Annotated in this window: 30 protein-coding genes and 1 pseudogene; 8 read left to right on the forward strand and 23 right to left on the reverse strand. The window is 67.0% G+C overall.

Annotated elements, in window-relative coordinates; genetic code table 11:
- Positions 1–36 precede the first annotated feature (36 nt).
- From OEZ60_RS03030 to OEZ60_RS03090, 13 genes are all read right to left on the reverse strand, one after another.
- Positions 37–2,733 (reverse strand): ATP-binding protein, encoded by a 2,697-nt coding sequence (locus OEZ60_RS03030; protein WP_263333261.1) that lies wholly within the window; start codon positions 2,731–2,733, stop codon positions 37–39.
- Positions 2,734–2,735: 2 nt separating this feature from the next.
- A complete protein-coding gene (locus OEZ60_RS03035) occupies positions 2,736–3,017 on the reverse strand; it encodes a hypothetical protein (protein WP_263333086.1) in 282 nt (93 codons plus the stop codon).
- A gap of 34 nt (positions 3,018–3,051) precedes the next feature.
- A complete protein-coding gene (locus OEZ60_RS03040) occupies positions 3,052–3,420 on the reverse strand; it encodes a response regulator transcription factor (protein ID WP_263333088.1) in 369 nt (122 codons plus the stop codon).
- A 121-nt stretch (positions 3,421–3,541) separates the two neighbouring features.
- Positions 3,542–4,846, reverse strand: coding sequence for a short-chain fatty acyl-CoA regulator family protein (locus OEZ60_RS03045; RefSeq protein ID WP_263333090.1), 1,305 nt, complete (start codon positions 4,844–4,846; stop codon positions 3,542–3,544).
- 99 nt (positions 4,847–4,945) lie between these two features.
- Positions 4,946–5,122 (reverse strand): hypothetical protein, encoded by a 177-nt coding sequence (locus OEZ60_RS03050; protein ID WP_263333092.1) that lies wholly within the window; start codon positions 5,120–5,122, stop codon positions 4,946–4,948.
- Positions 5,123–5,208: 86 nt separating this feature from the next.
- Positions 5,209–5,379, reverse strand: a complete 171-nt coding sequence (locus OEZ60_RS03055; RefSeq protein ID WP_263333094.1) for a hypothetical protein — start codon at positions 5,377–5,379, stop codon at positions 5,209–5,211.
- A 187-nt stretch (positions 5,380–5,566) separates the two neighbouring features.
- A complete protein-coding gene (locus OEZ60_RS03060) occupies positions 5,567–6,550 on the reverse strand; it encodes an ABC transporter substrate-binding protein (protein WP_263333096.1) in 984 nt (327 codons plus the stop codon).
- A 19-nt stretch (positions 6,551–6,569) separates the two neighbouring features.
- Positions 6,570–7,421 (reverse strand): ABC transporter permease, encoded by an 852-nt coding sequence (locus OEZ60_RS03065; RefSeq protein ID WP_263333098.1) that lies wholly within the window; start codon positions 7,419–7,421, stop codon positions 6,570–6,572.
- Positions 7,418–8,281, reverse strand: a complete 864-nt coding sequence (locus OEZ60_RS03070; RefSeq protein WP_263333100.1) for an ABC transporter permease — start codon at positions 8,279–8,281, stop codon at positions 7,418–7,420. Before OEZ60_RS03070 ends, OEZ60_RS03065 begins: the two co-directional genes overlap by 4 nt.
- Before the next feature lie 156 nt (positions 8,282–8,437).
- On the reverse strand, positions 8,438–9,238 hold the full coding sequence (locus OEZ60_RS03075; protein ID WP_263333102.1) for an ABC transporter ATP-binding protein: 801 nt from the start codon (positions 9,236–9,238) through the stop codon (positions 8,438–8,440).
- A complete protein-coding gene (locus OEZ60_RS03080) occupies positions 9,235–9,726 on the reverse strand; it encodes a hypothetical protein (protein WP_263333104.1) in 492 nt (163 codons plus the stop codon). The genes OEZ60_RS03075 and OEZ60_RS03080 overlap by 4 nt, the downstream gene beginning before the upstream one ends.
- A gap of 14 nt (positions 9,727–9,740) precedes the next feature.
- Positions 9,741–11,198: a dihydropyrimidinase gene (gene hydA / locus OEZ60_RS03085; RefSeq protein ID WP_263333106.1), complete on the reverse strand. Its 1,458-nt coding sequence runs from the start codon at positions 11,196–11,198 to the stop codon at positions 9,741–9,743.
- A 94-nt stretch (positions 11,199–11,292) separates the two neighbouring features.
- Positions 11,293–12,543 (reverse strand): Zn-dependent hydrolase, encoded by a 1,251-nt coding sequence (locus OEZ60_RS03090; protein WP_263333108.1) that lies wholly within the window; start codon positions 12,541–12,543, stop codon positions 11,293–11,295.
- Between the two features lie 125 nt (positions 12,544–12,668).
- Between OEZ60_RS03090 and OEZ60_RS03095 the strand changes: the two genes are divergently transcribed.
- From OEZ60_RS03095 to OEZ60_RS03110, 4 genes and pseudogenes are all read left to right on the forward strand, one after another.
- Complete coding sequence (locus tag OEZ60_RS03095; protein WP_263333110.1) at positions 12,669–13,301, forward strand: TetR/AcrR family transcriptional regulator; 633 nt, start codon at positions 12,669–12,671, stop codon at positions 13,299–13,301.
- A 178-nt stretch (positions 13,302–13,479) separates the two neighbouring features.
- Positions 13,480–13,869 (forward strand): c-type cytochrome, encoded by a 390-nt coding sequence (locus OEZ60_RS03100; protein WP_263333112.1) that lies wholly within the window; start codon positions 13,480–13,482, stop codon positions 13,867–13,869.
- Between the two features lie 198 nt (positions 13,870–14,067).
- Positions 14,068–14,257, forward strand: a pseudogene (locus OEZ60_RS03105) (TetR family transcriptional regulator C-terminal domain-containing protein); the annotation flags it as partial.
- Positions 14,258–14,316: 59 nt separating this feature from the next.
- Positions 14,317–15,141: a class I SAM-dependent methyltransferase gene (locus OEZ60_RS03110; protein ID WP_263333114.1), complete on the forward strand. Its 825-nt coding sequence runs from the start codon at positions 14,317–14,319 to the stop codon at positions 15,139–15,141.
- A 9-nt stretch (positions 15,142–15,150) separates the two neighbouring features.
- On the opposite strand, the gene OEZ60_RS03115 is transcribed toward OEZ60_RS03110, so the two are convergent.
- On the reverse strand, positions 15,151–15,567 hold the full coding sequence (locus OEZ60_RS03115) for an ACT domain-containing protein (RefSeq protein ID WP_263333115.1): 417 nt from the start codon (positions 15,565–15,567) through the stop codon (positions 15,151–15,153).
- A 99-nt stretch (positions 15,568–15,666) separates the two neighbouring features.
- On the opposite strand from OEZ60_RS03115, the gene OEZ60_RS03120 reads away from it, so the two are divergent.
- Positions 15,667–16,290 carry a TetR family transcriptional regulator C-terminal domain-containing protein gene (locus tag OEZ60_RS03120; RefSeq protein ID WP_263333117.1) on the forward strand — a complete coding sequence of 208 codons (624 nt, stop codon included), beginning with the start codon at positions 15,667–15,669 and terminating at the stop codon, positions 16,288–16,290.
- Positions 16,291–16,298: 8 nt separating this feature from the next.
- On the opposite strand, the gene OEZ60_RS03125 is transcribed toward OEZ60_RS03120, so the two are convergent.
- The 3 genes from OEZ60_RS03125 to OEZ60_RS03135 all read right to left on the reverse strand — a co-directional run bounded on the left by OEZ60_RS03125 (position 16,299) and on the right by OEZ60_RS03135 (position 19,397).
- Complete coding sequence (locus tag OEZ60_RS03125) at positions 16,299–16,658, reverse strand: hypothetical protein (protein WP_263333118.1); 360 nt, start codon at positions 16,656–16,658, stop codon at positions 16,299–16,301.
- A 91-nt stretch (positions 16,659–16,749) separates the two neighbouring features.
- On the reverse strand, positions 16,750–18,051 hold the full coding sequence (preA, locus tag OEZ60_RS03130) for an NAD-dependent dihydropyrimidine dehydrogenase subunit PreA (protein ID WP_263333120.1): 1,302 nt from the start codon (positions 18,049–18,051) through the stop codon (positions 16,750–16,752).
- Between the two features lie 11 nt (positions 18,052–18,062).
- Positions 18,063–19,397, reverse strand: a complete 1,335-nt coding sequence (locus OEZ60_RS03135; RefSeq protein WP_263333122.1) for an NAD(P)-dependent oxidoreductase — start codon at positions 19,395–19,397, stop codon at positions 18,063–18,065.
- A 212-nt stretch (positions 19,398–19,609) separates the two neighbouring features.
- Between OEZ60_RS03135 and accB the strand changes: the two genes are divergently transcribed.
- Genes accB through aat form a run of 3 tightly spaced genes read left to right on the forward strand, consistent with a single transcriptional unit; the run spans position 19,610 to position 22,117 of the window.
- Entirely contained in the window at positions 19,610–20,107 is a 498-nt protein-coding gene (gene accB / locus OEZ60_RS03140; protein ID WP_263333125.1) for an acetyl-CoA carboxylase biotin carboxyl carrier protein, read from the forward strand.
- An 8-nt stretch (positions 20,108–20,115) separates the two neighbouring features.
- Complete coding sequence (accC, locus tag OEZ60_RS03145; protein ID WP_263333127.1) at positions 20,116–21,462, forward strand: acetyl-CoA carboxylase biotin carboxylase subunit; 1,347 nt, start codon at positions 20,116–20,118, stop codon at positions 21,460–21,462.
- 25 nt (positions 21,463–21,487) lie between these two features.
- Complete coding sequence (aat, locus tag OEZ60_RS03150) at positions 21,488–22,117, forward strand: leucyl/phenylalanyl-tRNA--protein transferase (protein ID WP_263333129.1); 630 nt, start codon at positions 21,488–21,490, stop codon at positions 22,115–22,117.
- On the opposite strand, the gene OEZ60_RS03155 is transcribed toward aat, so the two are convergent.
- From OEZ60_RS03155 to OEZ60_RS03180, 6 genes are all read right to left on the reverse strand, one after another.
- Positions 22,081–22,443: a DUF2155 domain-containing protein gene (locus tag OEZ60_RS03155; protein ID WP_263333132.1), complete on the reverse strand. Its 363-nt coding sequence runs from the start codon at positions 22,441–22,443 to the stop codon at positions 22,081–22,083. The genes aat and OEZ60_RS03155 overlap by 37 nt on opposite strands.
- Entirely contained in the window at positions 22,440–22,910 is a 471-nt protein-coding gene (gene mlaD / locus OEZ60_RS03160) for an outer membrane lipid asymmetry maintenance protein MlaD (protein WP_263333134.1), read from the reverse strand. The genes OEZ60_RS03155 and mlaD overlap by 4 nt, the downstream gene beginning before the upstream one ends.
- 4 nt (positions 22,911–22,914) lie before the next feature.
- Positions 22,915–23,289, reverse strand: coding sequence for an NADH:ubiquinone oxidoreductase subunit NDUFA12 (locus OEZ60_RS03165; RefSeq protein ID WP_263333136.1), 375 nt, complete (start codon positions 23,287–23,289; stop codon positions 22,915–22,917).
- Between the two features lie 257 nt (positions 23,290–23,546).
- The gene (gene clpX, locus OEZ60_RS03170; RefSeq protein ID WP_263333137.1) at positions 23,547–24,815 is read right to left on the reverse strand and encodes an ATP-dependent Clp protease ATP-binding subunit ClpX; all 1,269 of its coding nucleotides are present in this window, start codon (positions 24,813–24,815) and stop codon (positions 23,547–23,549) included.
- A 132-nt stretch (positions 24,816–24,947) separates the two neighbouring features.
- Positions 24,948–25,577, reverse strand: coding sequence for an ATP-dependent Clp protease proteolytic subunit (locus OEZ60_RS03175; protein ID WP_263333139.1), 630 nt, complete (start codon positions 25,575–25,577; stop codon positions 24,948–24,950).
- A 167-nt stretch (positions 25,578–25,744) separates the two neighbouring features.
- Positions 25,745–26,464: a DUF1194 domain-containing protein gene (locus tag OEZ60_RS03180; RefSeq protein WP_263333263.1), complete on the reverse strand. Its 720-nt coding sequence runs from the start codon at positions 26,462–26,464 to the stop codon at positions 25,745–25,747.
- Positions 26,465–26,560 lie beyond the last annotated feature (96 nt).

The raw sequence follows: 26,560 nt of genomic DNA on the forward strand, positions 1-26,560 counted from the left end.
CAGACCAGCGTTACCAAAGTGTTGACCGGCGCCCGTTCAGGCGGCTTCCTGCGCCTTGATCTCGGGCTTGGCCGGCAGCGAGACCCGGAACGCCGCGCCGCCCTGGCCGGGCAGGTAGGCGATGGTGCCGCCGAGATTGGCCATGATCTCGCGGCAGATCGCGAGGCCGAGCCCGGCGCCGCCCGCCCGCGCGGTATCGGTCAGCCGCGCGAATTTCTCGAAGATCAGCCGCTGCGAGGCCTTGGGGATGCCCGAGCCGTTGTCGATGAAGTCGACGATGATCCGGTTGCCCCTGCGGCGCGCGTTGATCGTCAGCTCCGGCCGCTCGGCGTCGCAATACTTGCGCGCGTTCGAGACGAGGTTGATGAAGACCTGCACCAGCCGGTCGGTGTCGGTGATCACCGGGATATGCTCGGCCGGCTGGTCGCGGTGGATCACGAAACTCCGCTCCGGCCGGGTGTTCGAAGCCGAACGCACCGCCTTCGAGATCAGGTCGTGCAGGTTCGCCACCTTGACGTCGAGCTTGACCTTGCGGTTCTCCAGCACCGAGAGGTCGAGAAGATCGTCGAGCAGCCGCGTCAGCCGGATCGTCTCGTCATGGATGACGCCGGCATATTGCTTCTGCATCTCGTCCGGCAGTTCCGGATCCTTGAGGATCTCCGAAAAGGCCCGGATCGAGGTCATCGGCGTCCTGAGTTCATGGCTGATCTGGCTCAGGAACGCGTCCTTCTGCACCGAGAGATCCTTGAGCTTGTCGTTGGCCTCCCGCAGTTGACGGGCGGTCCGCTCCAGCTCCTCGGACTTGGCTTCGAGCTGGGTCGAGTATTCGAGGATCTGCTGCGCCTCGGAAGCGACCGCCAGCAGATCCTGCGCCGAGACCGCCGCACCTTCCGCGAACTGCGCGACCATCGCATGCGCCGTCGCCGCCCCGACCGCGCCCGAAAGCCGGCGTTCGAGCCGGTCGATGAAGTCGGGCGTGGTGTCGGGCAGGAAGCCGGCCTTGCCCTGGGCCTCGGCGCAGGTCCGGAAAAACTCCTGCGCCTCCTCGGCGCCGAGGATGCCCTGCGCCATCGTCAGGAGATCCTCGGCCTCGGCGCCGCCGCGCGACCAGCCGTGGGCGCCGGGATCGTGGTCGAAGGCGTTGACGAATGCGAGCCCCTGCATCCGCTCGACCGGGCTCGGGAAGGTCACGAGCGAGCCCGCGACGAAGGCGAAGGTGTTGAGCGCGAGCGACCAGAAGACCGCGTGCATCAGCGGATCGAGCCCATAGGCTCCGAACAGCGCCTGCGGCCGGAGCCAGCCGATTCCCCAGGGCCCCTCGGCGAGGATCGCCGTCGAAAGGAGCCCGCCCGCGCCGAACGACGGCAGGTAGAGCGTGTAAAGCCAGACGAGGAAGCCGGTGGCCAGCCCGAGCGCCGCGCCGATCCGGGTAGCGCCGCGCCAGAAGAGGCCCCCGAGCATCGCCGGCAGGATCTGCGCCACGCCGACGAAGGCGATGAGCCCGATCGCGGCGAGCGCGGCCGAACCGCCCGAGAGGCTGTAATAGATGTAGCCTAGTGCCAGGATCGCCGCGATCGAGACCCGCCGCGACATCAGGATCAGCCCGCGCACATCGCCCGGCGCCTTGGCGCCGCCGGCGCGCAAGGACAGCCACAGCGGCGCCACGACATGGTTCGACACCATCGTCGCGAGCGCGATCGCGGCCACGATCACCATCGAGGTCGCCGAGGAGAAGCCGCCGAGGAAGGCGAGCATCGCGAGCTTGCCCTGGCCTTCGGCCAAGGGCAGCGTCAGCACGAAGAGGTCGGGATTGGCGCCCTCGGGCAGGACCGAAAGCCCGACGACCGCGATCGGCACGACGAAGAGGCTCATCAGCATGAGATAGAGCGGGAAGGCCCAGGAGGCGGTCGCGAGGTGGCGCTCGTCGGAGTTTTCCACGACCATGACCTGGAACATGCGCGGCAGGGTGACGATGGCGGCGGCCGAGACCAGGGTCAGCCCGATCCAGCGACCGGGCACCAGCGGCCAGTCACCGATCGGCGAGGCGTCGATGCGCGCGGCGACATCGGTCCAGCCGCCGGCCACGCCCCAGACCACGAAGATGCCGACCGCCAGCAGCGCCACGAGCTTGACCACCGCCTCGAGCGCGATCGCCATGACCACGCCGTGATGGCGCTCGTTGGCGTCGAGGTTGCGGGTGCCGAAGAGGATGGTGAAGAGCGCGAGCCCGGCCGCCACCCAGAGCGCGGTCGCGCTCTGGTTCGGCAGCGCCCAGCCCTCCGGCGTGCCCGAGGCGAAGACCCCGAACGACAGCGTCACCGACTGCAGCTGCAGCGCGATATAGGGCGTCGCCGCGACGACGCAGATCACCGTGACGATGACGCCGAGGAGATTCGACTTGCCGTAGCGCGACGAGATCAGGTCGGCGATCGAGGTCACGCGCTGGCTCTGGCCGATCCGGACGAGCTTGCGCAGGAGGAGCCACCAGCCGACCAGCACCAGCGTCGGCCCAAGGTAGATCGTCAGGAACTCGAGCCCCGAGCGCGCCGCGTAGCCGACCGCGCCGTAGAAGGTCCATGCGGTGCAGTAGATCGACAGCGACAGAGTGTAGACGAGGGGCGAGCGCAGGAACCCCGCCTTGCCGCGCTCGGCGCGCCGCTCGGCCACGAAGGCCACGAGGAACAGCAGGCACACATAGACGAGGCAGACCGCGACGAGGATGTTGAACGGCACCATCAGCGCGTCTCCTCATCCGCCTCGGCCTCGCCGGCGCCCGGCTCGCCGCGCGCGAGGATCCGGGCGACGAGGAAGGCCGCGCCGATCAGCCCGAACCAGACCGCGAAGAGGTAGAGACCGCCGAACGCGGTGTCTGGCGCTTCCGTCGCGCCGGGGCGCCAGAGGATCGGCACCATGACGAGGATGAAGCCGAGAACTGGCAGAATCCGCGCGGCATCGATGAGCCGGCGCCGCCGGTAGCTTCGCCGGGCGAGGAATCGGGGCGGGCGCGGCCGTTTCATGCGCCCTCCGCGCCGGATCTCGCCGCGCGCCTGCTCATCCGCCCGCCATCTGCCGCAGGGTCGCGACGATCTCGGAATTGACGAAGGGCTTGGCCATGAAGCGCGAGGCGCCGGCCTCGGTCGCCGCCGCGCGGTCCTCGGCCTGACCGCGTGCGCTCAGCACCAGCACCGGCAGGCCCGCGAGCGCGGGATCGGCGCGCAGGTCGCAGAGGATCTCGTAGCCCGAGCGGCCCGGCAGGATCATGTCGAGCACGAGCACATCCGGCGTCTCGCGCCGGATCGCCTCCATCGCGCCGGTGCCCTCGCCGTGGCTCGCCACCGACCATCCGTCGCGGGCGAGCAGGAACCGGATCGCCTCGGCGATATGCGGCTCATCCTCGATCAGCAGGACCCGTCTGCCCATGTGCCGCCTGACCTCCCCGCGTCGCGCCATCCCGATCCGACTATCACCGAAGTTCCCGGCGGCTGTCAAAACCAAGTCGCGCATCATGTCGAACCGCTGGAGCCGCCGCTCCGGCCGCACCTCAGCCCTCCTCGGCAAGAATCGAGGGCTCGCGCCGCGCCACACAGCCGCCGCGCGGGCAGATACGGCAGGAGGGGCCGATCGACCGCTCGCCGCCGCGTTCCTCGGGTGCCGGCAGGATGAGCATCTGCGCCTCGACCACCTGCGGCCCGTCGAAGCCGCCGGGATGGCGCGGCTCGCTGAACGCGTAGGTCAGGAATCGCTGCGGCACCCGCCCCGCCATCTCGACCGCGGCGCGGATCGGCACCATCGGCCGCGCGAGCGCCTCGTAGAGCGGCCACAGGGGACAGGCCGCCCCGTGGCGCGGCAGCGCGAAGCCCGGCGCGGGCCTGCGGAAGGTCAGCGTCCCCGAGGCGTCACAGGCGACAAGCCCGACCGGCGGCCCCTCACCCTCGGGCAGCGCCGCGAGTCGCCGGAACACCTGCGCGAGCCCCGCCCCCGTCGCCTGCGCCAGCGCCGCCGGATCCGGCCCCACCTCGGCCAGCGCCCGCCGGAACCCGTCGAGCGGCAGCGCCACCGCGTCCGTGCGATAGCGCGCGATATGGGCGAGCGCGAGCTTGCGCGCCGCCCCGCTCGCCAGTTCCGGCACCCCGGCGATGAGCGTGTCGGCCTGCGGCGGATGGGCGCGTTCCAGCGCCGCGAGGTGATAGGCCGACTTCGCGAGCCAGGCCTCGACCTCCTCCTGCGGCGAGGAAAGCCCGGTCTCGCTCTCCTTCGTCGCATCGAGATAGGCCACGAGCGCGGCCGCCGCCTCGCTCAGACGAACGCTGTCCTCGTAGACGTTCCGGTGGAAGCGCGCCCGCCACGCGGGGTCGATCTCCTCGGTCTCGGCCAGGATCGCCGCGGTCGAGCGCAGCGAGGTCACCGCCGAGACCACCTCGTGCAGCGAGGCGAAGAGGAACGGGTCGTGCGCCATGCGCTCGTTGAGCGCCTCGACCGTGCGCTCAAGCGTACCGATCCGCGCCTGCACCGCCGCCAGAAGCGCGGCCCAGCCGGGGAAACGTCCGACGAATTCCTCGATCCGCGCGACCTCCGGCGTGGCCTCGCCGCCCGCCATGCCGGCCGCCGCCTCGCGCAACCCCTCGAAGAGCGCGCTCTCGGCGCCCTCGGCCAGCGCCGCCTCCTCGACCCCGAGCGCATCGGCGAGCCCGGCGAGCAACTCCGCACCCACCCGGCGCCGGTTATGCTCGATGAGGTTGAGATAGGCCGGCGAGATGCCGACCGCCCGCGCCAGATCGGCCTGCTTCATGCCGATCAGCAGGCGCCGTTCCCGCACCCTCGTCCCGGTCAGTGCCGATCGTGCCATGCGCTCCCCGCCGCGGCCGCGACGCCGCTCCGGCCCCGCGCCGCGAGTTTACAGCTTTCCCGAATGAGTTGATAGCGTTGCGCGCCGCTTTTCAGCGCATCAGCAATTCGGCGGCGCGACGTCGAGCGTGCGCTCCACCACCGGCTTGCCGCCCGCGCAGGCAGTGAGCGGCGTCTTGTCGCGCGAACAGGCCGACAGCGCCGCGATCAGGCTCAGTCCGATGGCGGCATATCCGGCCGCCCGCATGCCCCGCCCTTGCTCCGTCGCTTCCGTCATCGCCGCCGCGTCCCCTGTTTCCGGTTCGTCCGAGATAGACCGCGAACCGGCGGCGAGGGCAAGCGAAAAGGCACCGCCCGCCGGCCTCAGCAGCCCACAGGCGCCACATCGGCCACGCGGGAGATGTCCGCCACGCCCTCCTCGCATTGCCCGATCGCCTGTTGCTGCGGTTCGCAGGCCGCAAGGCCGCCGATCATCGCACAAGCCAGAACCCCGAGGCGCAGGCCGCCCGCCAGTCTCGCCAGGATCAACGCCATGTTCACTCCTTTCGTTCGCCCCCAACCGCCGGACCGGCTCTCCGTCCCGGACTCCGGCCCAACACCACGCCGTTGCGCCAGAACCTTGCCAGTTCTGCCGCGCCCGGGCCCTGACGGCGATCAACCGGAGAAAAAGAACGCGCGGGGCAGAGCCCCGCGCGCCATCTGTTCCGGTTCGGGCGAAAGGCTACTGCAGCGCCTTGTCGGTGATCTGGTGGGTCCAGGCCCCTTCCGGCGCCTTCGAGATCACCGGATCCGAGCCGCCGCCCAGCAGCGTCGCCACCGTCCGCTCGTAATCGGCCTCGTCCAGGGCTCCGTTCGACCCCGCGGTGAGCTTGGCGATCTCGCCCATCATCCGCTTCTGATGCGCCTCGGTCTGCGCCCCGGTCTCGTCGTTGTCGAGGACGATCATCGCCGCGTCATCGGGATTCTCCTCGGCCCATTTCCAGCCCTTCATCGAGGCCCGGACGAACCGCACGAGCTTGTCCTCGAAGGCCGGGTCCGCAAGCTTGTCCTCAAGCACATAGAGCCCGTCCTCCAGCGTCGCCACGCCCTGATCCTCGTACTTGAAGGTCACGAGGTCACCCTCGCCGATCCCGGCATCGATGACCTGCCAGTACTCGTTGTAGGTCATGGTCGAGATGCAGGAGGCCTGCTTTTGCAGCAAGGGATCGACGTTGAAGCCCTGCTTCAGCACCTCGACCCCGTCCGCGCCACCCGTGGTCGGGATGCCGAGCTGGCTCATCCAGCTCAGGAACGGATACTCGTTGCCGAAGAACCAGACGCCGAGCGTATGGCCCTTGAAGTCGTCCGGGCTCGCGATCCCGCTCTCCTTGAGGCAGGTCAGCATCATGCCCGAGGACTTGAACGGCTGCGCGATGTTGACGAGCGGCAGCCCCTTCTCGCGCGCGGCGAGCGCGGCCGGCATCCATTCGACCGTCACATCGGCACCGCCGCCCGCGATCACCTGGGTCGGCGCGATGTCGGGCCCGCCCGGCTTGATCGTGACGTTGAGGCCCTCCTCCTCGTAGAACCCGTTCTCGAGCGCGACGTAATAGCCCGCGAACTGAGCCTGGGTCACCCACTTCAGCTGCAGGGTCAGGTCGTCGGCCGCCTGCGCCGCGCCGCCCCCGAACCCCGCGATCATCGCCGCGGTCAAGATCTTCTTCATCTGTCCAACCTCCCTGTTGTCATTTCTGCCCCCTTTGCGAGGGATGCCAGAAGGTGACGGCCTTCTCGGTCGCCGCCACCAACCCGTAGAATGCCGACCCGGCCACCGCGGCCACCGCGATCTCGGCCCAGACCATGTCGAGCGCGAGCCGCCCGACCTCGGTCGAGATCCGGAACCCCATGCCGCGGATCGGCGATCCGAAGAACTCGGCCACGATAGCGCCGATCAGCGCAAGAGTCGTGGCGATTTTCAACCCGTTGAAAACGAAGGGCATCGCCGCAGGAAGGCGCAGCTTGAAAAGCGTCTGCCAGTAGGAGGCCGAATAGGTCGCCATCAGGTCGCGCTGCATCCGCTCGGTCGCAGCCAGCCCCGCGACGGTGTTCACGAGCACCGGGAAGAACACCATCACGACGACGACGGCGGCCTTCGACTGCCAGTCGAAACCGAACCACATGACGAGGATCGGCGCGATGCCGACGATCGGCAGGGCGGCGACGAAATTGCCCACCGGCAACAGGCCCCGCTGCAGGAAGGGCGAGCGGTCGATCGCCACCGCGGTCAGGAAGGCTGCGCCGCAGCCGATGACATAGCCCGACAGGGCGCCCTTGACGATGGTCTGCACGAAATCGCCCCAAAGCACCGGCACCGCCCCGGTGATGGTCTCCCAGATCGCGGAGGGCGGCGGCAGGATCACGCCCGGCACGCCGAGCCCGCGCACGATCCCCTCCCAGAGGACAAGCAGCGTCACCCCGAAGAGCGCCGGCACGAAGAACCGCACCACCTTTCGCCCCGCGAACCGGGAGCCCGCGAGCCGGGCATTCAGCGCCCAGGCCCCGAGCCAGAACAGGATCGCCCCCCAGAGCCAGCTCATCGCGCCATCCCCATCCGCCGCAGGGTGCCGCGCTCGATCCCGCCGATGATCATTACCAGCCCCGCGGCAAGGATCGCCGCCGCGAACAAGGCCGCCCAGATCTGGATCGTCTGGCCGTAATAGCTCCCCGACAGGAGCCGCGCGCCGAGGCCCGAGGTGGCCCCCGCCGGCAGTTCCCCGACGATCGCGCCGACGAGCGAAGCCGCGACCGAGACCTTGAGCGAGGCGAAGAGATAGGGCATCGAGGCGGGCAGCCGGAGCTTCCGGAGCGTGTCCCAGCCCCCCGCATTGTAGGTCTTCAGAAGATCGAGCTGCATCGCGTCGGGCGAGCGCAGCCCCTTCACCATGCCGACCACGACCGGGAAGAACGACAGATAGGCCGAGATGATCGCCTTCGGAATGAGCCCGGTGAGCCCGACCGAGGCGAAGACCACGATCACCATCGGCGCGATGGCGAGGATCGGGATCGTCTGGCTCGCGATCGCCCAGGGCATGACGCTCATGTCCATCGCCCGGTTGTGGACGATCCCGACCGCGAGCAGGATCCCGAGCCCGGTGCCGATCGCGAAGCCGACGAGCGTCGCCGAGAGCGTCACCCAGCCGTGGTAGACGAGGCTCCGCTTCGAGGTGACCTTCTGCCCCGCGAGCCCGTCCCAGAGCCCCTCGGCCACCTGGTGCGGCGCCGGCAGGACCGGCCGGTCCTGGTTCAGCGTGTCGGCCACGACCTCGCCGAAACTCACCTCGACCCCGGCCCGCGCCGCTTGGTCGTAGGTCCACTGACTGTTGAGCCAGACCGTCGCCGCGTACCAGAGCGCGACGATGGCCCCGAGCACGGCGAGGATGGGCAGAACCGACCTCATGCCCCCCGCCTCCTCTTCTTTTCGAAAATATCCTCGGGGGGAGTCCCGGGCCCCGTCCGGGACCGGGGGGCAGACAGCCCCCCGTCCACGGTCAAGACCGTCCCTACGCCGGCCGAAGACGTGCCATACACCTTGCCGACACTTCGCCGACCGCAGTCAGACCTCATCGCCATGCCCCGCCCTCAAGCCTTCCCGCACCCGGTGGGCGATCTCGATGAACTCCCGCGAATCGCGGATGTCGAGCGGCCGCTGCCTCGGCAGGGTCGACTCGATCACATCGGTGATCCGCCCCGGACGGGGGCTCATCACCACGATCTTGGTGGAAAGATAGACCGCCTCCGGGATCGAATGGGTGACGAAACCGATGGTCTTCTCGGTGCGCGCCCAGAGCTTCAAAAGCTCCTCGTTGAGCCGGTCCCGCACGATCTCGTCGAGCGCCCCGAAGGGTTCGTCCATGAGAAGGATATCGGCATCGAATGCCAGCGCCCGCGCGATCGAGGCGCGCTGCTGCATGCCCCCCGAGAGCTGCCAGGGGAACTTCTTGCCGAAGCCCTCAAGGTCAACCAGCGCGAGCACCTTCTCCACCCGCTCCTTCTGCTCCGCCTTCGAAAACCCCATGATCTCAAGGGGAAGCTTGATGTTGCCCGCGATCGTCCGCCAGGGATAAAGCCCCGCCGCCTGGAACACATAGCCATAGGCCCGCGCCTGCCGCGCCGCATCCGGCTCCATGCCGTTGACGGTGAGCGTCCCTTCCGTCGGATGCTCCAGCGCGGCGATGGCCCTGAGGAAGGTGGTCTTGCCGCACCCCGAAGGCCCGATGAAGGAAACGAAATCGCCCTTATCGACCGTCAGATTGACATCCTTCAGCGCATGGACCGGACCGTCGCTGGTCTGGAAGGTCAGCCCCAGCCCCCGCGCCTCGATCACGGTTCCGGCGGTTGTCGTGGTATCTTTCATGCGCACATCCGCCTCACGTCAGCTTCCGGTTCGGAGCGATAGATCATGGTCGCCGCCAACGCGCTGGCCAAGGCGGAAACAGACCCGACTGCGGCGAATGCCGGGATACTGCGCTTCCAAGAATCAAATGCCCCGGCATCGGCCCAATCGGCGGCGAAAAAAGCAGCCCAGAAGCCAAAACCCGTGGCTGCCGTCGCGATCTGGGCCGCCCTGCGCCGCGACAGGCCGCGCGCCGTCGCGAAACGGAAGCAAGTGCTCCAGAACGCGACCGCGATGGGAAAGGCGTAGGGCGCCTTGAGACCAATGAAAACGACAATCAGCGGCCCCCAACCAAAGACTGCCCAGGGAAGAAACAGGAATACACGCCCGATCTCCCCGGGACTTTGCCAAACAGTTATCAAAACAACGCACACGCTGTAGCCCAGAATGGAAAAGAACACCGAAGCGAACACCAGCCACACCAAGCGCGCGTCAAGCCCCCAGCGCATGCGGAAAGCCTTCATCACACCCCGCTCGCCGGAATGCCGGTCCGCTTCACCGGACGCGGGCTCGTCAGCTCCTTCCAGCTCGACAGCGCCTTGTTGACCGGGTTGCCGGCCTCGCGGCGGACGAACTCGCCGTGGCCCTCGCGGGTCTCGACCTTGCCGTCGTTCACCGCGACCATGCCGCGGGTCAGCGTGTAGCGCGGCAAGCCCTTGACTTCATGGCCCTCGAAGACGTTGTAGTCGATGGCCGATTGCTGTGACTTGGCGCTGATCGTCTTGGTGCGCTCCGGGTCCCAGACCACGATATCGGCATCGGCACCGACGAGGATCGCGCCCTTTTTCGGATAGCAATTCAAGATCTTGGCGATGTTTGTTGAAGTGACCGCGACGAATTCGTTCGGCGTCAGCCGGCCGGTATTAACCCCGTGGGTCCAGAGCATCGGCATCCGGTCCTCGAGCCCCCCGGTCCCGTTCGGGATCTTGGTGAAATCGCCGACGCCGGTGCGCTTCTGCTCGGTCGTGAAGGCGCAGTGGTCGGTCGCCACCACCGACAGCGAACCCGACATGAGCCCGGCCCAGAGCGAATCCTGATGCTGCTTGTTGCGGAAGGGCGGCGACATCACCCGGCGCGCGGCATGGTCCCAGTCCTTGTTGAAATACTCGGATTCGTCCAGCGTCAGGTGCTGGATCAGGGGTTCGCCCCAGACCCGCTTGCCCTGCATCCGCGCCCGGCGGATCGCTTCATGCGCCTCCTCGCAGGAGGTATGGACGACGTAAAGCGGCACACCGGCCATGTCGGCGATCATGATGGCGCGGTTCGTCGCCTCGCCCTCGACCTGGGGCGGGCGGGAATAGGCATGGGCCTCGGGCCCGGTATTGCCATCCTCCATCAGCTTGCGCTGCAACTCGGCCACCACATCGCCGTTCTCGGCATGGACGAGTGCTATGCCGCCCAATTCGGCGAGCCGTTTGAAGGAGGCATACATCTCATCGTCATTGACCATGAGGGCGCCCTTATAGGCCATGAAATGCTTGAAGGTGGTGATGCCCTCCTTCTCGATCACGTCCTTCATCTCGTTGAAGACCTGCTCGCCCCACCAGGTCACCGCCATGTGGTAGGAATAGTCGCAATTCGCCCGGCCCGACTTGTTGTGCCACATCTGCTTGGCATCAAGGAGCCCCTGCCCCGGCGACGGCAGCACGAAGTCGACGACCATCGTCGTGCCGCCCGCGAGCGCCGCTCGGGTGCCGCTCTCGAAATCGTCGGTGGAATAAGTGCCCATGAAGGGCATCTCCAGATGCGTATGGGGGTCGATCCCGCCCGGCATGACATAGCAGCCGGTGGCGTCGAGCACCTTGTCGCCCTTGAGGCCCTCTCCGATCTGAACGATCTTCCCGCCCTCGACCAGCACGTCGGCCTTGTGGGTCAGATCGGCGGTGACGATGGTGCCGTTCTTGATGACTGTGGTCGCCATGTCTCTCACTCCCTTGTCAGAATGGCGGCACCCCGCCCTTTCTTCTTTTCTCAAGTATCCCGGGGGTCCGGGGGCAGCGCCCCCCGGCCTCGCCTCACCCCACGACCTCCGCCGTCTCCAGAACCGCGTGCAACAGCACATCCGTCCCCGCCGCCGCCCATTCCGGGCTGATCTCCTCGGCCTCGTTATGGGAAAGGCCATCCACGCAGGGGCACATGATCATCGCTGTGGGGGCGACATCGTTGATCCAGCAGGCGTCGTGGCCGGCGCCCGAGACGATGTCCATGTGGCTGTAGCCGAGCCGCTCGGCCGCCGCGCGCACGGCCTTCACGCAATCCTCGTTGAAGGCGGGCGGGTCGAACTGGCCGACGATCTTGTTCTCGAATTCGACACCGATATCGGCGCAGAGCTTCGGCGCGCGCTCTTCGAATTCCGCGACCATCGCGTTGAGCTTCGGCAGGATATGGGTCCGCATGTCGACGGTGAAGACGACCTTGCCGGGGATGATGTTGCGGCTGTTGGGATAGACGTCGATATGGCCGATGGCGCCGACCGCGTTTGGCTGGTTCGCCATTGCGATCTCATGCACCAGTTCCGTCACCAGCGCCAAACCCCGCCCGGCATTCTTGCGCATGGACATCGGGGTGGAGCCGGTATGGCTCTCCTTCCCGGTCACGGTGCATTCGATCCAGCGCAGGCCCTGCCCGTGGGTGACGACGCCGATATCCTTGCCCTCGGCCTCAAGGATCGGGCCCTGTTCGATGTGCAACTCGAAAAGCGCATGCATCTTGCGGTCGCCGACCTTTTCGTCACCGACCCAGCCGATGCGCTTCAGCTCGTCGCCGAATGTCTTGCCGTCATGGTCCTCGCGGTCATAGGCCCACTGCAATTCGTGCTTGCCCGCGAAAACCCCTGAGGCCAGCATCGCCGGGGCGAAGCGCGTCCCCTCCTCGTTGGTCCAGTTCACCACCACGATCGGGTGCTTTGTCTTGATGCCGAAGTCGTTCATCGTGCGGACGCATTCGAGCGCCCCCAGAACGCCCAGCACACCGTCGTATTTCCCGCCCGTCGGCTGGGTGTCGAGATGCGAGCCCATGTAGACCGGCAGCGCGTCCGGATCCTCTCCGGGGCGGGTCGCGAACATCGTGCCCATCTGGTCGACGCCCATCGTCATGCCGGCCGCCTCGCACCATGACTGGAAGAGTTTCCGCCCCTCGCTGTCGGCATCGGTCAGCGTCTGGCGGTTGTTGCCGCCCGCAACGCCCGGGCCGATCTTCGCCATCTCCATGATCGAGTCCCAAAGGCGTGCGGGGTCAATCCTGAGGTTCTCTCCGGGTGCGGACATCTCTCTCCTCCTGTCGGTCGCCCCCGGGTTCTTGATGCCCCTTGCGGCGACTCTCTTTCTGACCGTATGGTCAAGGTTGAGAGCACCACAACCTGACCAACCGGTCAACGAAAATCTTGAGGAGCATGGCCGCAAACGAACGCATGTCGAAGCGCGACGCCACGCGGCGGGAGAACGAGGCGCGGATTCTGGCGGCGGCCGAGAAGGTCTTTGCCGAGGCAGGGTTCGGCGGCGCGACGATGCAGCTCATTGCCGACATGGCGGGGCTGCCGAAGGCCAACCTGCACTATTACTTCGCCACCAAGGAAGAACTCTATCGCAAGGTGGTGCAACAGATTTTCGAGATCTGGCTGCATGCGGCGGACAGTTTCGACAACGCCCCCGGCCCGGTCGAGGCGATCGGCGCCTATATCGACGCGAAGATGGAGATCTCACGCCGCCACCCGTTCGGCTCGAAGGTCTGGGCGTCGGAAGTGATGCATGGCGCGCCGGTGATCCAGGATTATCTCGAGACAACGCTCAGGGAGTGGACGAAGGGTCGCGCGGACCTCATCCAGCGCTGGATCGACGAGGGCAAGATGGCGCCTGTCGACCCGAGGCACCTCCTTTACATGCTCTGGGCCACGACCCAGCACTATGCCGATTTCGGCCACCAGATCGAGACGCTGAACGGAGGCAAACCGCTGACAGACCGGCAGTGGAAGGCCGCGAAGGACAGCGTCAAGACGATAATCCTGCGCGGTATCGGGGCGATCTGAGCATGCAGCGCGGGGCGCGCGCGGCGCTACATGAGCCTTGAATCGCTCGCACGCGTCACCGACAATCCGACCGTCAGGCTGCCCGCAGTGGGCGCCTAATCAAGCCCTGACCTCTCCGAGGGTCGGCGCTCCTACACCAAGCCGCGGGGCACTATCTGACGAGGTGGCGGACTATCTCATGAGCCAGGGCGTCATTTTGCCGATACCCGAGCCGATTTCCGACAGACTTGCTACCGCCGACGCCGATCAGGGTGCGATTTACTTCGAAAAGAATTGTACCGGGTGCCATCTTTTCGAACCGGAGCTTGGCGACTCAACGGGTCCGAACCTGTGGAATGTGGTCGGTCGGGACAAGGCGTCCCGTCCCTTCCCGAATGGTTATTCCAAGACATTGTTGGGTCTGGAGGGCAATTGGACTTACGAGGACCTGAATACCTTTCTTTCTGGTCCAGCGATCACGACGCCCGGCACAAAAATGGACTCCCGAGGCGCACCCGACGAAACGGATCGCGCCAATCTGATCGCCTACTTGCGCACCTTGAGTGACGATCCCGTCCCGCTGCTGTAGTTTGCCAGTACGGGGCGGGGTATTCCCAATCCTTCACAGTCAAGCGTCTGCCATCCTAATTCATCTAAAGAAGTCGAACGGGATTTCGTCCTATTCCGGCGATAAGGCCAAAGCTTACCGCGTCTGTTCGACCGCAGTACAAGCCACGCAGAACTGACTCAGTGCTGAACCGAACGGGGCAAAATGGCATCCGCCGCCCCCCGCCATCATCTCTACATGCTCTGGGCCACGACCCAGCATTACGCCGATTTCGGCCACCAGATCGAGACGCTGAACGGCGCCCCCCCCCCTGAGCGACCGCCAGTGGAAGGCTGCCAAGGAAAGCGTGAAGACGATCATCCTGCGCGGGATCGGCGCGGTCTGGGCCCGGCTGGGACGTCACGATTGACTTCGATGCCGCTCCCGGCCGATGCTTGACGCGCGGGGCGGACATATCGGAGCAGTGGTATGGCGGTAACGCGCCCGAGCGAATTTCGGTATTTCTTCGGCCGGCGGGCCAAACTCCTTTACGAATGCCTCGGCTGGCATCTCAGGAACGCGACCGACCTCAGGTTCATGAACTACGGCTTCGCCTTCGATCCCGACGCCCCGGCGCCCAGGCTGGAACGGGAGGACGAGGCCGAACGCTTCTGCGCCCAGCTCTACCATGTCGTTGCCACCCAGATCGACCTCAGCGGCAAGCGCGTTCTCGACATCGGCTCGGGCCGGGGTGGCGGTTCGGCCTATGTCCACCGCTACCTCCGGACCGGCCAGATGATCGGCTGCGACCTTGCCGAGCGCGCGGTCGAGTTCTGCCGCCGCGTCTATGACGGGATCGACGGTCTTCTGTTCCAGCATGGCGACGCGATGGACATGCCCTTCGGCGACGGCGAATTCGACGCCGTGCTCAGTGTCGAAAGCGCGCATTGCTATCCCGACCGGCAGGCGTTCTTCCGCGAGGCGCACCGGGTGCTCAGGCCGGGCGGCAGCCTGCTCTATGCCGATTTCACCCCCGCCCGGGTGGCGCCCGGCGCGGCGCTGATCGAGACCCGGAGCGGCCTGGCCGCCGCCGGTTTCGCCGAGGTCCGGATCGCCGACATCACCCCGAACATTGTCCGGGGGCTCGAAAACGACGCCGGCCGGCGGACGGTCGAGATCGACCGCCGCTTCCCGCCGGGCACGCGGCGGGCGGTGCGGCTCTGGGCCGGGACGCCGGGATCGTGGATCTTCCGCGACTTCCAGGAGGGACGGCGCGAATACCTGATGTGCCACGCGACCCGGCCCGTCGGTTGACGGGCGCGCTCACCGCACGGCGACGGAGCCCTGAAGGCGCAGGAGGATCTCCAGAGCCTCCGCGGCACGGTCAGCGGGAACGAAGGCGTGGTCGTGGTGATAGGCCGCCACCATGTTGCAGGCGATGCCCTCCGCCGCGAGCGCCGTGGCGACCGCAGCGGTCAGTCCGACGCCCTCGAGCGACGAATGCACGTTGAGCCGGATGAGCCGCATCGGCGATGTCGTGTCGAGACCTCGGGCTGCGGCGACCGCCTTGGGCAGGATCAGCGACAGGCCCTCGGCCTCGCGAAAGACCGACATCGCGGCGTCCAGAAGTGCGGCGCTGGCGCTTCCGCCCGGCAGGCTGCAGAAGACGAACGATCCGGGGAGAAGCTCCGGCGACATGCCCGCGATCATGGCGCGCGTCTCGAAGACCGGGTGTGACACGCTTGCCCCCTTCCCTACCGCCGGGTCGGCGGAAATGACGTTTGACCTTCCGGTCAAATACACGCTAGCTGAAGACAGGACGTCAAGGGAGAGCACCGCGTGCAGGACCGGCAGGCCGCCGAGCGACCGCTGACACGGATACAGCGCAAGAACCGCGAGACCATCCTCGACGCGGCGCTCGACGCATTTTCCAGCTACGGCTTTCGTGGCACCACCGTCGATCAGATCGCCGAGCTTGCAGGCCTGTCGAAGCCGAACCTGCTCTACTACTTCCCCTCCAAGGAAGCGATCCACGCCGAGCTTCTGACGCTGCTGCTCGACGCCTGGCTCGATCCGCTGCGGGCACTCGACCCCGAGGGCGAGCCGGTCGCGGAGATCCTTGGCTATGTCCGCCGCAAGCTCGAACTCAGCCGCGACTACCCGCGCGAAAGCCGGCTCTTCGCGAACGAGATCCTGCAGGGCGCGCCGCGGATCATGGCCGCACTCGAAGGCGAACTGAAGGCGCTCGTCGACGAGAAGGCGACGGTGCTCGCAAACTGGGCAGCGGCGGGGCGGATCGCGGACATGCCGCCGCATCACCTGATCTTCTCGATCTGGGCGCTGACCCAGCATTACGCCGATTTCGACGTCCAGGTCCGCGCCGTGCTCGGCCCGGGACACGATCCCTATGCCGAGGCGCAGGGTTTTCTTGAAACGCTCTTCGCCAAGCTCCTCGCGCCCTGACCGCGCGGTCAGCCGGTGGGTTTCAGCGGATAGCGGTCGCCCTTCTCGTCGATCAGCAGCACCCGGCCGCCATTGCGGACATAGAGATCGCAGCGCGACCAGCCGTTCAGGAACTCGACGCAGACCGAGCCGTCATCCTCGATCCGGTAGCGTCCCTCGGCGCGGTCGCCGCCGTCGTAGACATAGGCGTAGCTCCCGTCGGCGCCGTATTCGGAGCGCCCGCCATCATAGAAGCGGATCTCGGTCCCGGCGACGAAGGCCGCGATCCCGTCCGGCGTGAAGACCTCATCGCCCGGTTTCATCGCCCAGCCCTCCGCACTGGCCGGCTGGGCGAGGCCGAAGGCGGCCAGGATCAACAGGGGTCTCACGACGATATCCTCTCCTCGCCGGCAGGGAGGCACCGGCGGGGAGAGGGGAACATGCGGGCGTGCCCGCTGTCAAAGCACCATCCGGTGAGCCCTATTCTGCGGCCTGCGCCATCGGGTTATTCGGATGCGTCGTCCAGTTGGCGTAGTCGCCCACCTTCTTGCCCGTCCTCGGATCGACCTCGCCCTTCGCCAGCGGCCGCATGGTGATGCAGTTCTCGACCGGGCAGACGTCGATGCAGAGATTGCAGGCGACGCATTCCTCGTCCTTGACCGAGAACACCCTGTCCTCGCCCATTGCGATGGCCTGGTGCGAGGTGTCCTCGCAGGCGGCATAGCAGCGTCCGCACTTGATGCAGAGGTCCTGGTCGATCTCGGCCTTGGTGACGTAGTTGAGGTTGAGATACTGCCAGTCGGTGACGTTCGGCACCGCGCGGCCGACGAGATCGGCGGTCGAGGTCATGCCCTTTCCGTCCATGTATTCCGAAAGCCCCGAGATCATCTCCTGCACGATCTTGAAGCCGTAGGTCATCGCCGCCGTGCAGACCTGCACGTTGCCGGCGCCGAGCGCCATGAACTCGGCCGCGTCGCGCCAGGTCGTGACCCCGCCAATGCCGGAGATCGGCAGGCCGCGGGTCTCCGCGTCGCGGGCGATCTCGGACACCATCGACAGAGCGATCGGCTTCACCGCCGGGCCGCAATAGCCGCCGTGGGCGCCCTTGCCGTCGATCGACGGCTCGGGGCTGAACAAGTCGAGATTGACCGAGGTGATCGAGTTGATCGTGTTGATCAGGCTCACCGCATCGGCACCACCGCGCTTCGCAGCCGCCGCGGGCTTCCTCACATCGGTGATGTTGGGGGTCAGCTTGACGATGCAGGGCATCCGGCTGTGCTGCTTCACCCAGCGCGTCACCATCTCGATATATTCCGGCACCTGCCCCACGGCCGAGCCCATGCCGCGCTCGCTCATCCCGTGCGGGCAGCCGAAATTGAGCTCCACCCCATCGGCGCCGGTATCCTCGACCGCCTTCAGGATCGACTTCCAACTTTCCTCGTCGCAGGGCACCATGAGCGAGATGACCAGCGCCCGGTCCGGGTAGTCGCGCTTGACCTGCTTGATCTCGCGCAGGTTCACCTCCAAGGGCCGGTCGGTGATCAGCTCGATGTTGTTGAGCCCCAGAAGCCGCCGGTCCGCGCCCCAGATCGCGCCGTAGCGCGGGCCGTTGACGTTGACGACGGGCGGGCCTTCGGACCCGAGGGTCTTCCAGACCACGCCGCCCCAGCCCGCCTCGAAGGCGCGGCGGACGTTGTATTCCTTGTCGGTCGGCGGGGCGGAGGCCAGCCAGAACGGGTTGGGGGATTTGATCCCGATGAAATTCGTCGTCAGATCAGCCATTGGTGCCTCCCTCAGCCCATCAGGCTCGCATGAATGTCCTCGGCCGCGTCGCGGCCCTCAGCGACGGCGGTGACGGTCAGGTCCTCGCCGCCCAAGGCGCAGTCGCCCGCCGCCCAGACGCCTTGGACCGAGGTCCGCCCCGCCCCGGTCACGGCGATCTTTCCGCCCTCGATCGCCAGCCCCTCGGGCGCGCCGTCGAGCGTCTGGCCAATCGCCTTCATCACCTGGTCGGCCCGAAGCCGGAACGTCTCGTCCTTGAGCTTCAGCCCGTCCGGACCGTCCTCGGTATAGGCGAACTCGACCTCGCGTGCGGCGCCGTTGTCGATCACGCGCACCGGGGCGGCATTGTGGAGGATGCGGACACCGACCGAGGTCGCGTGCTCCTGCTCGTGATCCGAGGCCGACATCTTCTCCGGCCCGCGCCGGTAGACGATGGTGACGTTCTCGGCGCCGAGGAGCTTCGACTGCACGGCGGCATCCACCGCCGTCATGCCGCCGCCGATCACCACCACGTCGCGGCCAATGGCGAGCTTCGCCTTTTCCGGCTCCTGCCGCAGCCCGGCGATGAAGTCGACGGCGGAAAGCACGTTTTCGAGCCCTTCGCCCTCGGCGCGGAGTGCGTTGACGCCGGCAAGGCCGATGGCGAGCACCACCGCGTCCTGGTCCGCCTTCAGCCCGTCGAGGGTCAGCCCCGCCCCGAGCGCCATGCCGTTCTGGACCGTGATCCCGCCGATCTTCAAGAGCCAGTCGACCTCGGCCTGCGCGAAACCGCCGGGGCTCTTGTAGCTGGCGATGCCGTATTCGTTGAGCCCGCCGGCCTTCGGGCGCGGGTCGTAGACCACGACGTCGTGGCCTTTCATCGCCAGCCGGTGCGCGGCGGCCAGTCCGGCCGGACCGGCGCCGACGACAGCCACGCGCTTGCCGGTCAAGGCCGCGCGGGCGAAGGGATGGCTGCCCGTCTCCATCAGCGTGTCGGTCGCGTAGCGCTGCAGCCGCCCGATCTCGACCGGCTTGCCCTCGGCCACCTCGCGCACGCAGACCTCCTCGCAAAGCGTCTCGGTCGGGCAGACGCGGGCGCACATGCCGCCGAGGATGTTCTGCGAAAAGATCGTCTTCGCCGCCGCCTCGGGCGTTCCGGTCGCGATCTGGCGGATGAACAAGGGAATGTCGATCGAGGTCGGACAGGCCGTCATGCAGGGCGCGTCGTGGCAGAAGTAGCAGCGGTCCGCCGCGACCCGCGCCTCGTGCGCGTCGTAGCGCGGCGCGATGTCGGAGAAGTTTCGGGCATAATCCTCTGCCCCGAGGCGCCCGGGCACGATGCCCGGCGTGAGCTGGCTGTTGGTCAAGGCGGCCTCCCTCCGTCCGTTCTTGAGGAAAAGGCTGCCACCGAATCATTTTTTTATCAACTGGTAAATTTTTGAAGTTTACAGCCGGAGCGATGGTGCCGGCACACCGTAACTCGCGGCTTTCCTCGGCCGGACCAAGCGCGTATAAGCGGCGGGAAACGGAAACCCCGCAAAGCAAGACGGGCATCCGCCAGGACCGATCGAGGACAGAAATGACCAAGAATCCCCATGAAAGTGACGTGGCCTTCATCGAGGCTCTGGCCGAGCTTCTGAACAAGAGCGGGCTCGCCGAGCTGAGCGTGAAGCGCGAATACGGCGACAATGACAGCCTGAACGTCAAGGTCACGAAGTACGCGCCCCAGATTGCGGCGCCCGCGGCCTTCGCGGCCCCTGCCCCGGCGCCCGTTGCCGCCGCCGCTCCTGCTCCGGCTGCTGCCGCCGCACCCGCATCCCAGCCCGCCGACCCGGCGAGCCATCCCGGCGCGGTCACCTCGCCGATGGTCGGCACCGTCTATCTCGCGGCAGAGCCCGGCGCGGATCCCTTCGTGACCGTGGGTGCCCAGGTCAAGGAAGGCCAGACCGTCCTGATCGTCGAGGCGATGAAGACGATGAACCACATCCCGGCACCGCGCGCCGGCACCGTCAAGCGCATACTTGTCGAGGATGGCAGCCCCGTCGAATACGGCGCGCCGCTGCTCATCATCGAGTGAGGCGCGCGATGTTCGAGAAAATCCTCGTCGCCAACCGGGGCGAGATCGCGCTCCGCGTGATCCGCGCCTGCCGCGAGATGGGCATCCGCTCGGTCGCGGTGCATTCTACCGCCGATGCCGACGCGATGCATGTCCGCATGGCCGACGAGTCGGTCTGCATCGGCCCTAACCCCTCGTCGCAGAGCTATCTCTCGATCGCCTCGGTCATCTCGGCCTGCGAGATCACCGGCGCCCAGGCGATCCATCCGGGCTACGGCTTCCTCTCCGAGAACGCCAATTTCGTCCAGGCGCTCGAAGACCACGGCATCACCTTCATCGGCCCGACCGCGGAGCATATCCGCATCATGGGCGACAAGATCACCGCCAAGGAAACCGCCAAGAACCTCGGTATCCCGGTCGTACCCGGTTCCGACGGCGGCGTGCCCGACACCGCGGCGGCCAAGAAGACCGCCAAGGAAATCGGCTATCCGGTCATCATCAAGGCCACCGCCGGCGGCGGCGGCCGCGGGATGAAGGTCGCCAGGGACGAGAGCGAGCTGGAGATCGCCTTCCGCACCGCGCGCTCCGAGGCGAAAGCCGCCTTCGGCAATGACGAAGTCTACATGGAGAAGTACCTCCAGAAGCCGCGCCATATCGAGATCCAGGTCTTCGGCGACGGCAAGGGCAACGCCGTCCATCTCGGCGAGCGCGACTGCTCGCTGCAGCGCCGCCACCAGAAGGTCTTCGAAGAGGCGCCCGGCCCGGTCATCACGCCCGAGCAGCGCGCCGAGATCGGCGGCATCTGCGCCAACGCGGTTGCCAAGATCAACTACATCGGCGCCGGCACGATCGAGTTCCTCTACGAGGACGGCGAGTTCTATTTCATCGAGATGAACACTCGGCTCCAGGTCGAGCACCCGGTGACCGAGGCGATCTTCGGCGTCGACCTAGTGCGCGAGCAGATCCGCGTGGCCGAGGGCTATCCGCTCTCGTTCACCCAGGACGATCTGGTGGTGAACGGCCATGCGATCGAGGTCCGGATCAATGCCGAGAGACTCCCGAACTTCTCGCCCTGCCCCGGCAAGATCACCCAGTACCATGCGCCGGGCGGCCTTGGCGTGCGGATGGACTCCGCGCTCTACGACGGCTATTCGATCCCGCCCTACTACGACAGCCTGATCGGCAAGCTCATCGTCCACGGCCGCGACCGGCCCGAGGCGCTGGCGCGGCTGAAGCGCGCCCTGAGCGAGCTGATCGTGGACGGAATCGACACCACGATCCCGCTGTTCCACGGGCTCCTGCAGGAAGACGACATCCTGACCGGGAACTACTCGATCCACTGGTTGGAAAAGTGGCTTGCACGGGAATTCGGCTGAGCCGGATCACGGACCGGGCCGGGCGATGCTGACGCCGGAGGGGATGCTTGCGGGCTATGCGCGGGGTATCTTCCCGATGGCGGAAGGCCGCGGCTCGGATGAGCTTCACTGGATCGACCCGCGCCTGCGCGGGGTGATGCCGCTCGACGGCTTCCGCATCTCGCGCTCGCTCGCCCGGAGGATCCGGAACGGGCGGTTCGAGATCGCCATCGACCGTACCTTCTCAGAGGTGGTCGCCCTGTGCGCGGCGCGGGAGGAAACTTGGATCAACGCCCCCCTCGCCGCGCTCTACGGCACGCTCCACGAGCGCGGCCACGCCCATTCGCTCGAGGTCCGGGAGGACGACACGCTCGTCGGCGGGGTCTTCGGCCTGACGCTTGGTGCTGCGTTCTTCGGCGAGAGCATGTTCTCGCTCCGGCGAGACGCCTCGAAGGTCGCGCTTGCCTATCTCGTGGACCGGCTCCGCTCGGGCGGCTTCTCGCTCTTCGACACCCAGTTCCTCACGCCGCATCTCGCCTCGCTCGGCGGGGTCGAGATTCCGCGAGCGGAATACCATGCGCGTCTGTCGAAGGCCGTACGCGGGCGGGCGGATTTCACCGCGCCGGAGATGCCCTCGCCTCAGCTGCTCTTGCAGCGCAGGAGCCAGACGTCGTAGCGCGGATCATCGAGCGCCGAGAGCGCCGGGCTCGACGCGATCATCCAGCCGTCGAACTCCACCGTTCCGGCCGCTCTGTCGGTGATGGTCAGATGCGCGTAGGCGTTCGCGCTCGGATCGGCTGCGGGATAGCGGCAATCGGTGAGCGAGACGATGAGCCGGCCGAAGGCCATCGATTCCCCCGCCGCGATCTCGATGTCCTCGGTCGCGCCCGAGACCTTGTCGAGCCCGCGCAGGATCGCGCCCGGCGCGCTCGCGACCTCCTGGGCAGCGGCCGCGCCGCCGCCGAGGGCGAGCGCCAAAAGCAGAAGCAGGCGGGCGGTCATGGCGCGGCGGGCTCCACCGTTTCGTCGCTGCCGCCGCCGACGAATTTCATCATCAGGGCGATCACGCTGACCGCACCTTGCGTGTCCTCGATCTCGCTGCCGGGCTCGAGATCCATCGGGCTGCCGCCCGGCAGGATCTCGAGGAAGGCGCCGCCAAGGAGCCCCTCGGAGGCGATCACCGCTGTGCTGTCATCGGGCACGACGACGCCGTTGCGGACCGTGAAGCGCGCATCGGCGAAGAAGGTTTCGGGGTTGAGCGCTAGTTCGGTGACCGAGCCGACCTTGACGCCCGCCATGCGGACATCGGTGCCGATGGTGATGCCCTCGACCGAGCGGAAGCTCGCGGTCAAGTCGTAGCTCTCGCCGGTGCGGGTGATGCCGTTGCCGTCGCCCGCATAGATCAGGAAACCCAGCGCGACCGCAAGGACGCCGGCACCGGCCAGAACCTCTGTCGTGCTTTCGGCCATCGCCCTATTCCGGGCTCCAGGCCTCGTAGTCACGCCGCTCGACCGGGGTCGCGCGGCGGATCGAGCCTGCGGGCGCATAGGCGAGCGCGGAGCCGGTCAGGTTCTCCTGATGCGGCTTTTCCCATTCCTTGTGCGTGAGCGCGACCTTGGTCGGCGGCTCGTCCCAGGTGAAATGGAGCCAGCCGTGCCAGTCGGCGCTGACGCGCGAGGCTTCGCATTCGCCGTTGTAGATCACCCAGCGGCGCTTGCCGTCGCGGGTCTGGTAGAAGGCATTGCCCTGCGCATCCTCGCCGACCTTCTGGCCGTTGCGCCAGGTGAAGAGCTGGGTGCCGAGCGTCTGGCTGTTCCACCAGGTCAAAAGGCGCAGCAGGAAATTCATGGACATCCTCCGGGCATTGCTGCCCCCTTATAGCGCAGGCGCGGGCGAGGTCCAGTGCCGACAGGCAACAGCGGCATATCGCCCCGAACCGGAACGAACAAAGCCCCTGAGGCTTAAACGCGGCTATACCGCCGCAAGCGCACCGCTTCGTGACAGGCCAACGCGGGGCCCGTGATGGACGCGCCCCACATGCGCCGGAAAAAAGCAACGCCGCGGCGGGTTGCCCGGCCGCGGCGCGAAATACGATAACGAACGGATCAGCCCGCCGTCGCGGCTTTCTCGCCCTTCGAGTCGGCGTGGATCAGCAGCGGCTTCGCGCCGGAATCGACGGCTTCCTCGTTGACCACCACCTCCGAGACCGAGGTCATGCCCGGCAGTTCGAACATGGTGTCGAGCAGGATGTCCTCCATGATCGAGCGGAGGCCCCGCGCGCCGGTCTTGCGCTTGATCGCGCGCTTGGCGATCGCGGTGAGCGCATCGGCGGTGAAGGTCAGCTTCACCCCTTCGAGATCGAAGAGCCGCTGGTACTGCTTGACGAGCGCGTTTTTCGGCTCGGTCAGGATCGTGACCAGCGCCGCCTCGTCGAGGTCGGTCAGCGTCGCGATCACCGGCAGGCGGCCGACGAATTCCGGGATCAGGCCGAACTTCAGCAGGTCTTCCGGTTCGAGCTCGGTGAAAAGCTCGCCCACGCCGCGCGCATCGGGATCCTTGACCTCGGCACCGAAGCCGATCGCCGAACCCTTGCCGCGCTGCGCGATGATCCGTTCGAGCCCGGCGAAGGCGCCGCCGCAGATGAAGAGGATGTTCGTCGTGTCCACCTGCAGGAATTCCTGCTGCGGATGCTTGCGCCCGCCCTGCGGCGGCACGGAAGCCACGGTGCCCTCCATGATCTTCAGGAGCGCCTGCTGCACGCCCTCGCCCGAGACGTCGCGGGTGATCGAGGGGTTGTCGGACTTGCGGGTGATCTTGTCGACCTCGTCGATATAGACGATGCCGCGCTGCGCCCGCTCAACGTTGTACTCCGAGGCCTGCAGGAGCTTCAGGATGATGTTCTCGACATCCTCGCCGACATAGCCCGCCTCGGTCAGCGTCGTCGCATCCGCCATCGTGAACGGCACGTCGAGGATGCGGGCCAGGGTCTGCGCCAGAAGCGTCTTGCCGCAGCCCGTCGGACCGATCAGCAGGATGTTCGACTTCGCCAGCTCGATATCGGCCGACTTCGAGGCGTGGTTGAGCCGCTTGTAGTGGTTGTGGACCGCGACCGAGAGCACGCGCTTGGCATGTTCCTGGCCGATCACGTAATCGTCCAGCACCTTGCAGATGTCGCGCGGCGTCGGCACGCCATTGGCGGACTTGAGCCCGGTGGACTTCGTCTCCTCACGGATGATGTCCATGCAGAGCTCGACGCATTCGTCGCAGATGAAGACCGTGGGGCCTGCGATCAGCTTGCGCACTTCGTGCTGCGACTTCCCGCAGAAGGAGCAGTAGAGCGTGTTCTTGCTGTCGCTGCCTGAATTCGTTGCCATCGTCATCCTCTGAGGCCAGTTCGCCTGTCGTCCATCATTTAATGGCGGCCCTTTCCGACAAGATTAGGGCAGCCCCCGGAACACCACAATGCAAAATTGCCCGCCGCCGCCCCGCGGTGGCGCGCAGACCACTTACTTGGATTCGCCCTCGCCCGGACGCGCGTCGAGGATCTCGTCGATCAGACCCCAGTCCTTCGCCTCTTCCGGCGACATGAAGTTGTCGCGTTCGAGTGCCGCCTCGACCTTTTCCAGCGGCTGATCCGTGTGCTTGACATAGATCTGGTTCAGCCGGTCCTTGAGCTTCTGGGTCTCCTGCGCGTGGATCATGATATCCGTCGCCTGCCCCTGGTAGCCGCCCGAGGGCTGGTGCACCATCACCCGGCTGTTCGGCAACGAGAACCGCATCCCCTTCTCGCCGGCGGTCAGCAGGAGCGACCCCATCGAGGCCGCCTGGCCGATCACCAGCGTCGAGACCTTCGGCCGGATGTACTGCATCGTGTCGTAGATCGAGAGACCCGAGGTCACCACGCCGCCGGGCGAGTTGATGTACATCGCGATTTCCTTCGAGGGATTCTCGGCCTCGAGGAACAGGAGCTGGGCGCAGATCAGCGTCGACATGCCGTCATGCACCGGCCCCGAAAGGAAGATGATCCGTTCCTTGAGGAGGCGCGAATAGATGTCATAAGCCCGTTCCCCGCGCGAGGTCTGCTCGACCACCATCGGCACGAGGGTGTTCATGTAGATGTCAAAGGGGTCTTTCATGCTCGTCCGCCTGTCGCTGTTCCCGGGGTGAATGCTTATGCACATAACCTTGCGCAAGTCTTAGAGGCGCGCACCGGGGGCTGCAAGGGCCGCAGGCGCACTTCTGGCACCTGCCCGCCCGCAAGATGCGCGCCCGAAAGCGCGGATCGGGCCGCGACTGCCTTGCCTCATTGGCCGGCGCGCGCCACCGCCGGGCCGCCGCCGCCCGATATTTCGAGGATGAGCTTGCGCCTGACCGCCGCCGCGAAAGCCTCGCCGCCGTCCGCGGTCACGACGAAGGCGCCCTGCCCGCCGATGATCCTGTCGGCGAACGCGGCCTCCAGATCGCCCGAGCCCGACCGGCCCGACGCGCAGATCCGGCACAGCACCGCGAGGCCGTTGATCGTGATCCCGGCCTCGAGCGCGGCGCGGCGGCCCTCGGCGATGGTCGGGCCGTTGAAGTTGCCCGCGGAATCGCCCGAGAAGTCGATGATCCGGCGCCAGCCCGCGATCTCGTTGCCCTCGATCAGGTCGCGCCCGAAGATCAGTGCCGCCCCGATCGCGTTGCGCCCCCGCGCGCGGCGCGGCGGCCCCGTCAACGCCGCCGCGAAGCGTTCCGCTGCGGCTTGACCGTCGATCACCGTCCAGGGCACGACCACGTCCTGGCTGTCGAACCGCCCCCATTCGACATAGGTGACGGCGATGCTGCCATAGGCCGTGCGGCGGATCGCCGCGACGACGGCGGGATCGGTGATCGCCCGTGCGTAGCCCTCGCGCTGGAACAGGATCTCGCCGTCGTCGATGGAACCCGAGCTGTCCGCCAGAAGCACCAGCTCCAGATCCACCTCGGTCTGCCCCAGGACCGGCGCGCCCCAGAGCGCGGCAAGACAGGCCAGCACACGCAGCATCGCATCGCCCTCCCAGCGCACTCGCCCGGAGACTAGCATGCTCGACGCCCCGGCCCCAACCCGGCCGCCGCTTCCGCGCGGCGCGGACGGCGCCTA

The organism is Albidovulum salinarum (assembly GCF_025673475.1).
GTDB lineage: Bacteria > Pseudomonadota > Alphaproteobacteria > Rhodobacterales > Rhodobacteraceae > Albidovulum > Albidovulum salinarum.

What these genes read in the sequence shown, in the direction of transcription:
- OEZ60_RS03035 (WP_263333086.1), bottom strand. Translation starts at nt 3,017, where the DNA reads ATGAAACGGCCGCGCCCGCCCCGATTCCTCGCCCGGCGAAGCTACCGG.
- OEZ60_RS03040 (WP_263333088.1), bottom strand. Translation starts at nt 3,420, where the DNA reads ATGGGCAGACGGGTCCTGCTGATCGAGGATGAGCCGCATATCGCCGAG.
- OEZ60_RS03045 (WP_263333090.1), bottom strand. Translation starts at nt 4,846, where the DNA reads ATGGCACGATCGGCACTGACCGGGACGAGGGTGCGGGAACGGCGCCTG.
- OEZ60_RS03050 (WP_263333092.1), bottom strand. Translation starts at nt 5,122, where the DNA reads ATGACGGAAGCGACGGAGCAAGGGCGGGGCATGCGGGCGGCCGGATAT.
- OEZ60_RS03055 (WP_263333094.1), bottom strand. Translation starts at nt 5,379, where the DNA reads ATGGCGTTGATCCTGGCGAGACTGGCGGGCGGCCTGCGCCTCGGGGTT.
- OEZ60_RS03060 (WP_263333096.1), bottom strand. Translation starts at nt 6,550, where the DNA reads ATGAAGAAGATCTTGACCGCGGCGATGATCGCGGGGTTCGGGGGCGGC.
- OEZ60_RS03065 (WP_263333098.1), bottom strand. Translation starts at nt 7,421, where the DNA reads ATGAGCTGGCTCTGGGGGGCGATCCTGTTCTGGCTCGGGGCCTGGGCG.
- OEZ60_RS03070 (WP_263333100.1), bottom strand. Translation starts at nt 8,281, where the DNA reads ATGAGGTCGGTTCTGCCCATCCTCGCCGTGCTCGGGGCCATCGTCGCG.
- OEZ60_RS03075 (WP_263333102.1), bottom strand. Translation starts at nt 9,238, where the DNA reads ATGAAAGATACCACGACAACCGCCGGAACCGTGATCGAGGCGCGGGGG.
- OEZ60_RS03080 (WP_263333104.1), bottom strand. Translation starts at nt 9,726, where the DNA reads ATGCGCTGGGGGCTTGACGCGCGCTTGGTGTGGCTGGTGTTCGCTTCG.
- hydA (WP_263333106.1), bottom strand. Translation starts at nt 11,198, where the DNA reads ATGGCGACCACAGTCATCAAGAACGGCACCATCGTCACCGCCGATCTG.
- OEZ60_RS03090 (WP_263333108.1), bottom strand. Translation starts at nt 12,543, where the DNA reads ATGTCCGCACCCGGAGAGAACCTCAGGATTGACCCCGCACGCCTTTGG.
- OEZ60_RS03095 (WP_263333110.1), top strand. Translation starts at nt 12,669, where the DNA reads ATGGCCGCAAACGAACGCATGTCGAAGCGCGACGCCACGCGGCGGGAG.
- OEZ60_RS03100 (WP_263333112.1), top strand. Translation starts at nt 13,480, where the DNA reads ATGAGCCAGGGCGTCATTTTGCCGATACCCGAGCCGATTTCCGACAGA.
- OEZ60_RS03110 (WP_263333114.1), top strand. Translation starts at nt 14,317, where the DNA reads ATGGCGGTAACGCGCCCGAGCGAATTTCGGTATTTCTTCGGCCGGCGG.
- preA (WP_263333120.1), bottom strand. Translation starts at nt 18,051, where the DNA reads ATGGCTGATCTGACGACGAATTTCATCGGGATCAAATCCCCCAACCCG.
- accB (WP_263333125.1), top strand. Translation starts at nt 19,610, where the DNA reads ATGACCAAGAATCCCCATGAAAGTGACGTGGCCTTCATCGAGGCTCTG.
- accC (WP_263333127.1), top strand. Translation starts at nt 20,116, where the DNA reads ATGTTCGAGAAAATCCTCGTCGCCAACCGGGGCGAGATCGCGCTCCGC.
- aat (WP_263333129.1), top strand. Translation starts at nt 21,488, where the DNA reads ATGCTGACGCCGGAGGGGATGCTTGCGGGCTATGCGCGGGGTATCTTC.
- OEZ60_RS03155 (WP_263333132.1), bottom strand. Translation starts at nt 22,443, where the DNA reads ATGACCGCCCGCCTGCTTCTGCTTTTGGCGCTCGCCCTCGGCGGCGGC.
- mlaD (WP_263333134.1), bottom strand. Translation starts at nt 22,910, where the DNA reads ATGGCCGAAAGCACGACAGAGGTTCTGGCCGGTGCCGGCGTCCTTGCG.
- OEZ60_RS03165 (WP_263333136.1), bottom strand. Translation starts at nt 23,289, where the DNA reads ATGAATTTCCTGCTGCGCCTTTTGACCTGGTGGAACAGCCAGACGCTC.
- clpX (WP_263333137.1), bottom strand. Translation starts at nt 24,815, where the DNA reads ATGGCAACGAATTCAGGCAGCGACAGCAAGAACACGCTCTACTGCTCC.
- OEZ60_RS03175 (WP_263333139.1), bottom strand. Translation starts at nt 25,577, where the DNA reads ATGAAAGACCCCTTTGACATCTACATGAACACCCTCGTGCCGATGGTG.
- OEZ60_RS03180 (WP_263333263.1), bottom strand. Translation starts at nt 26,464, where the DNA reads ATGCTGCGTGTGCTGGCCTGTCTTGCCGCGCTCTGGGGCGCGCCGGTC.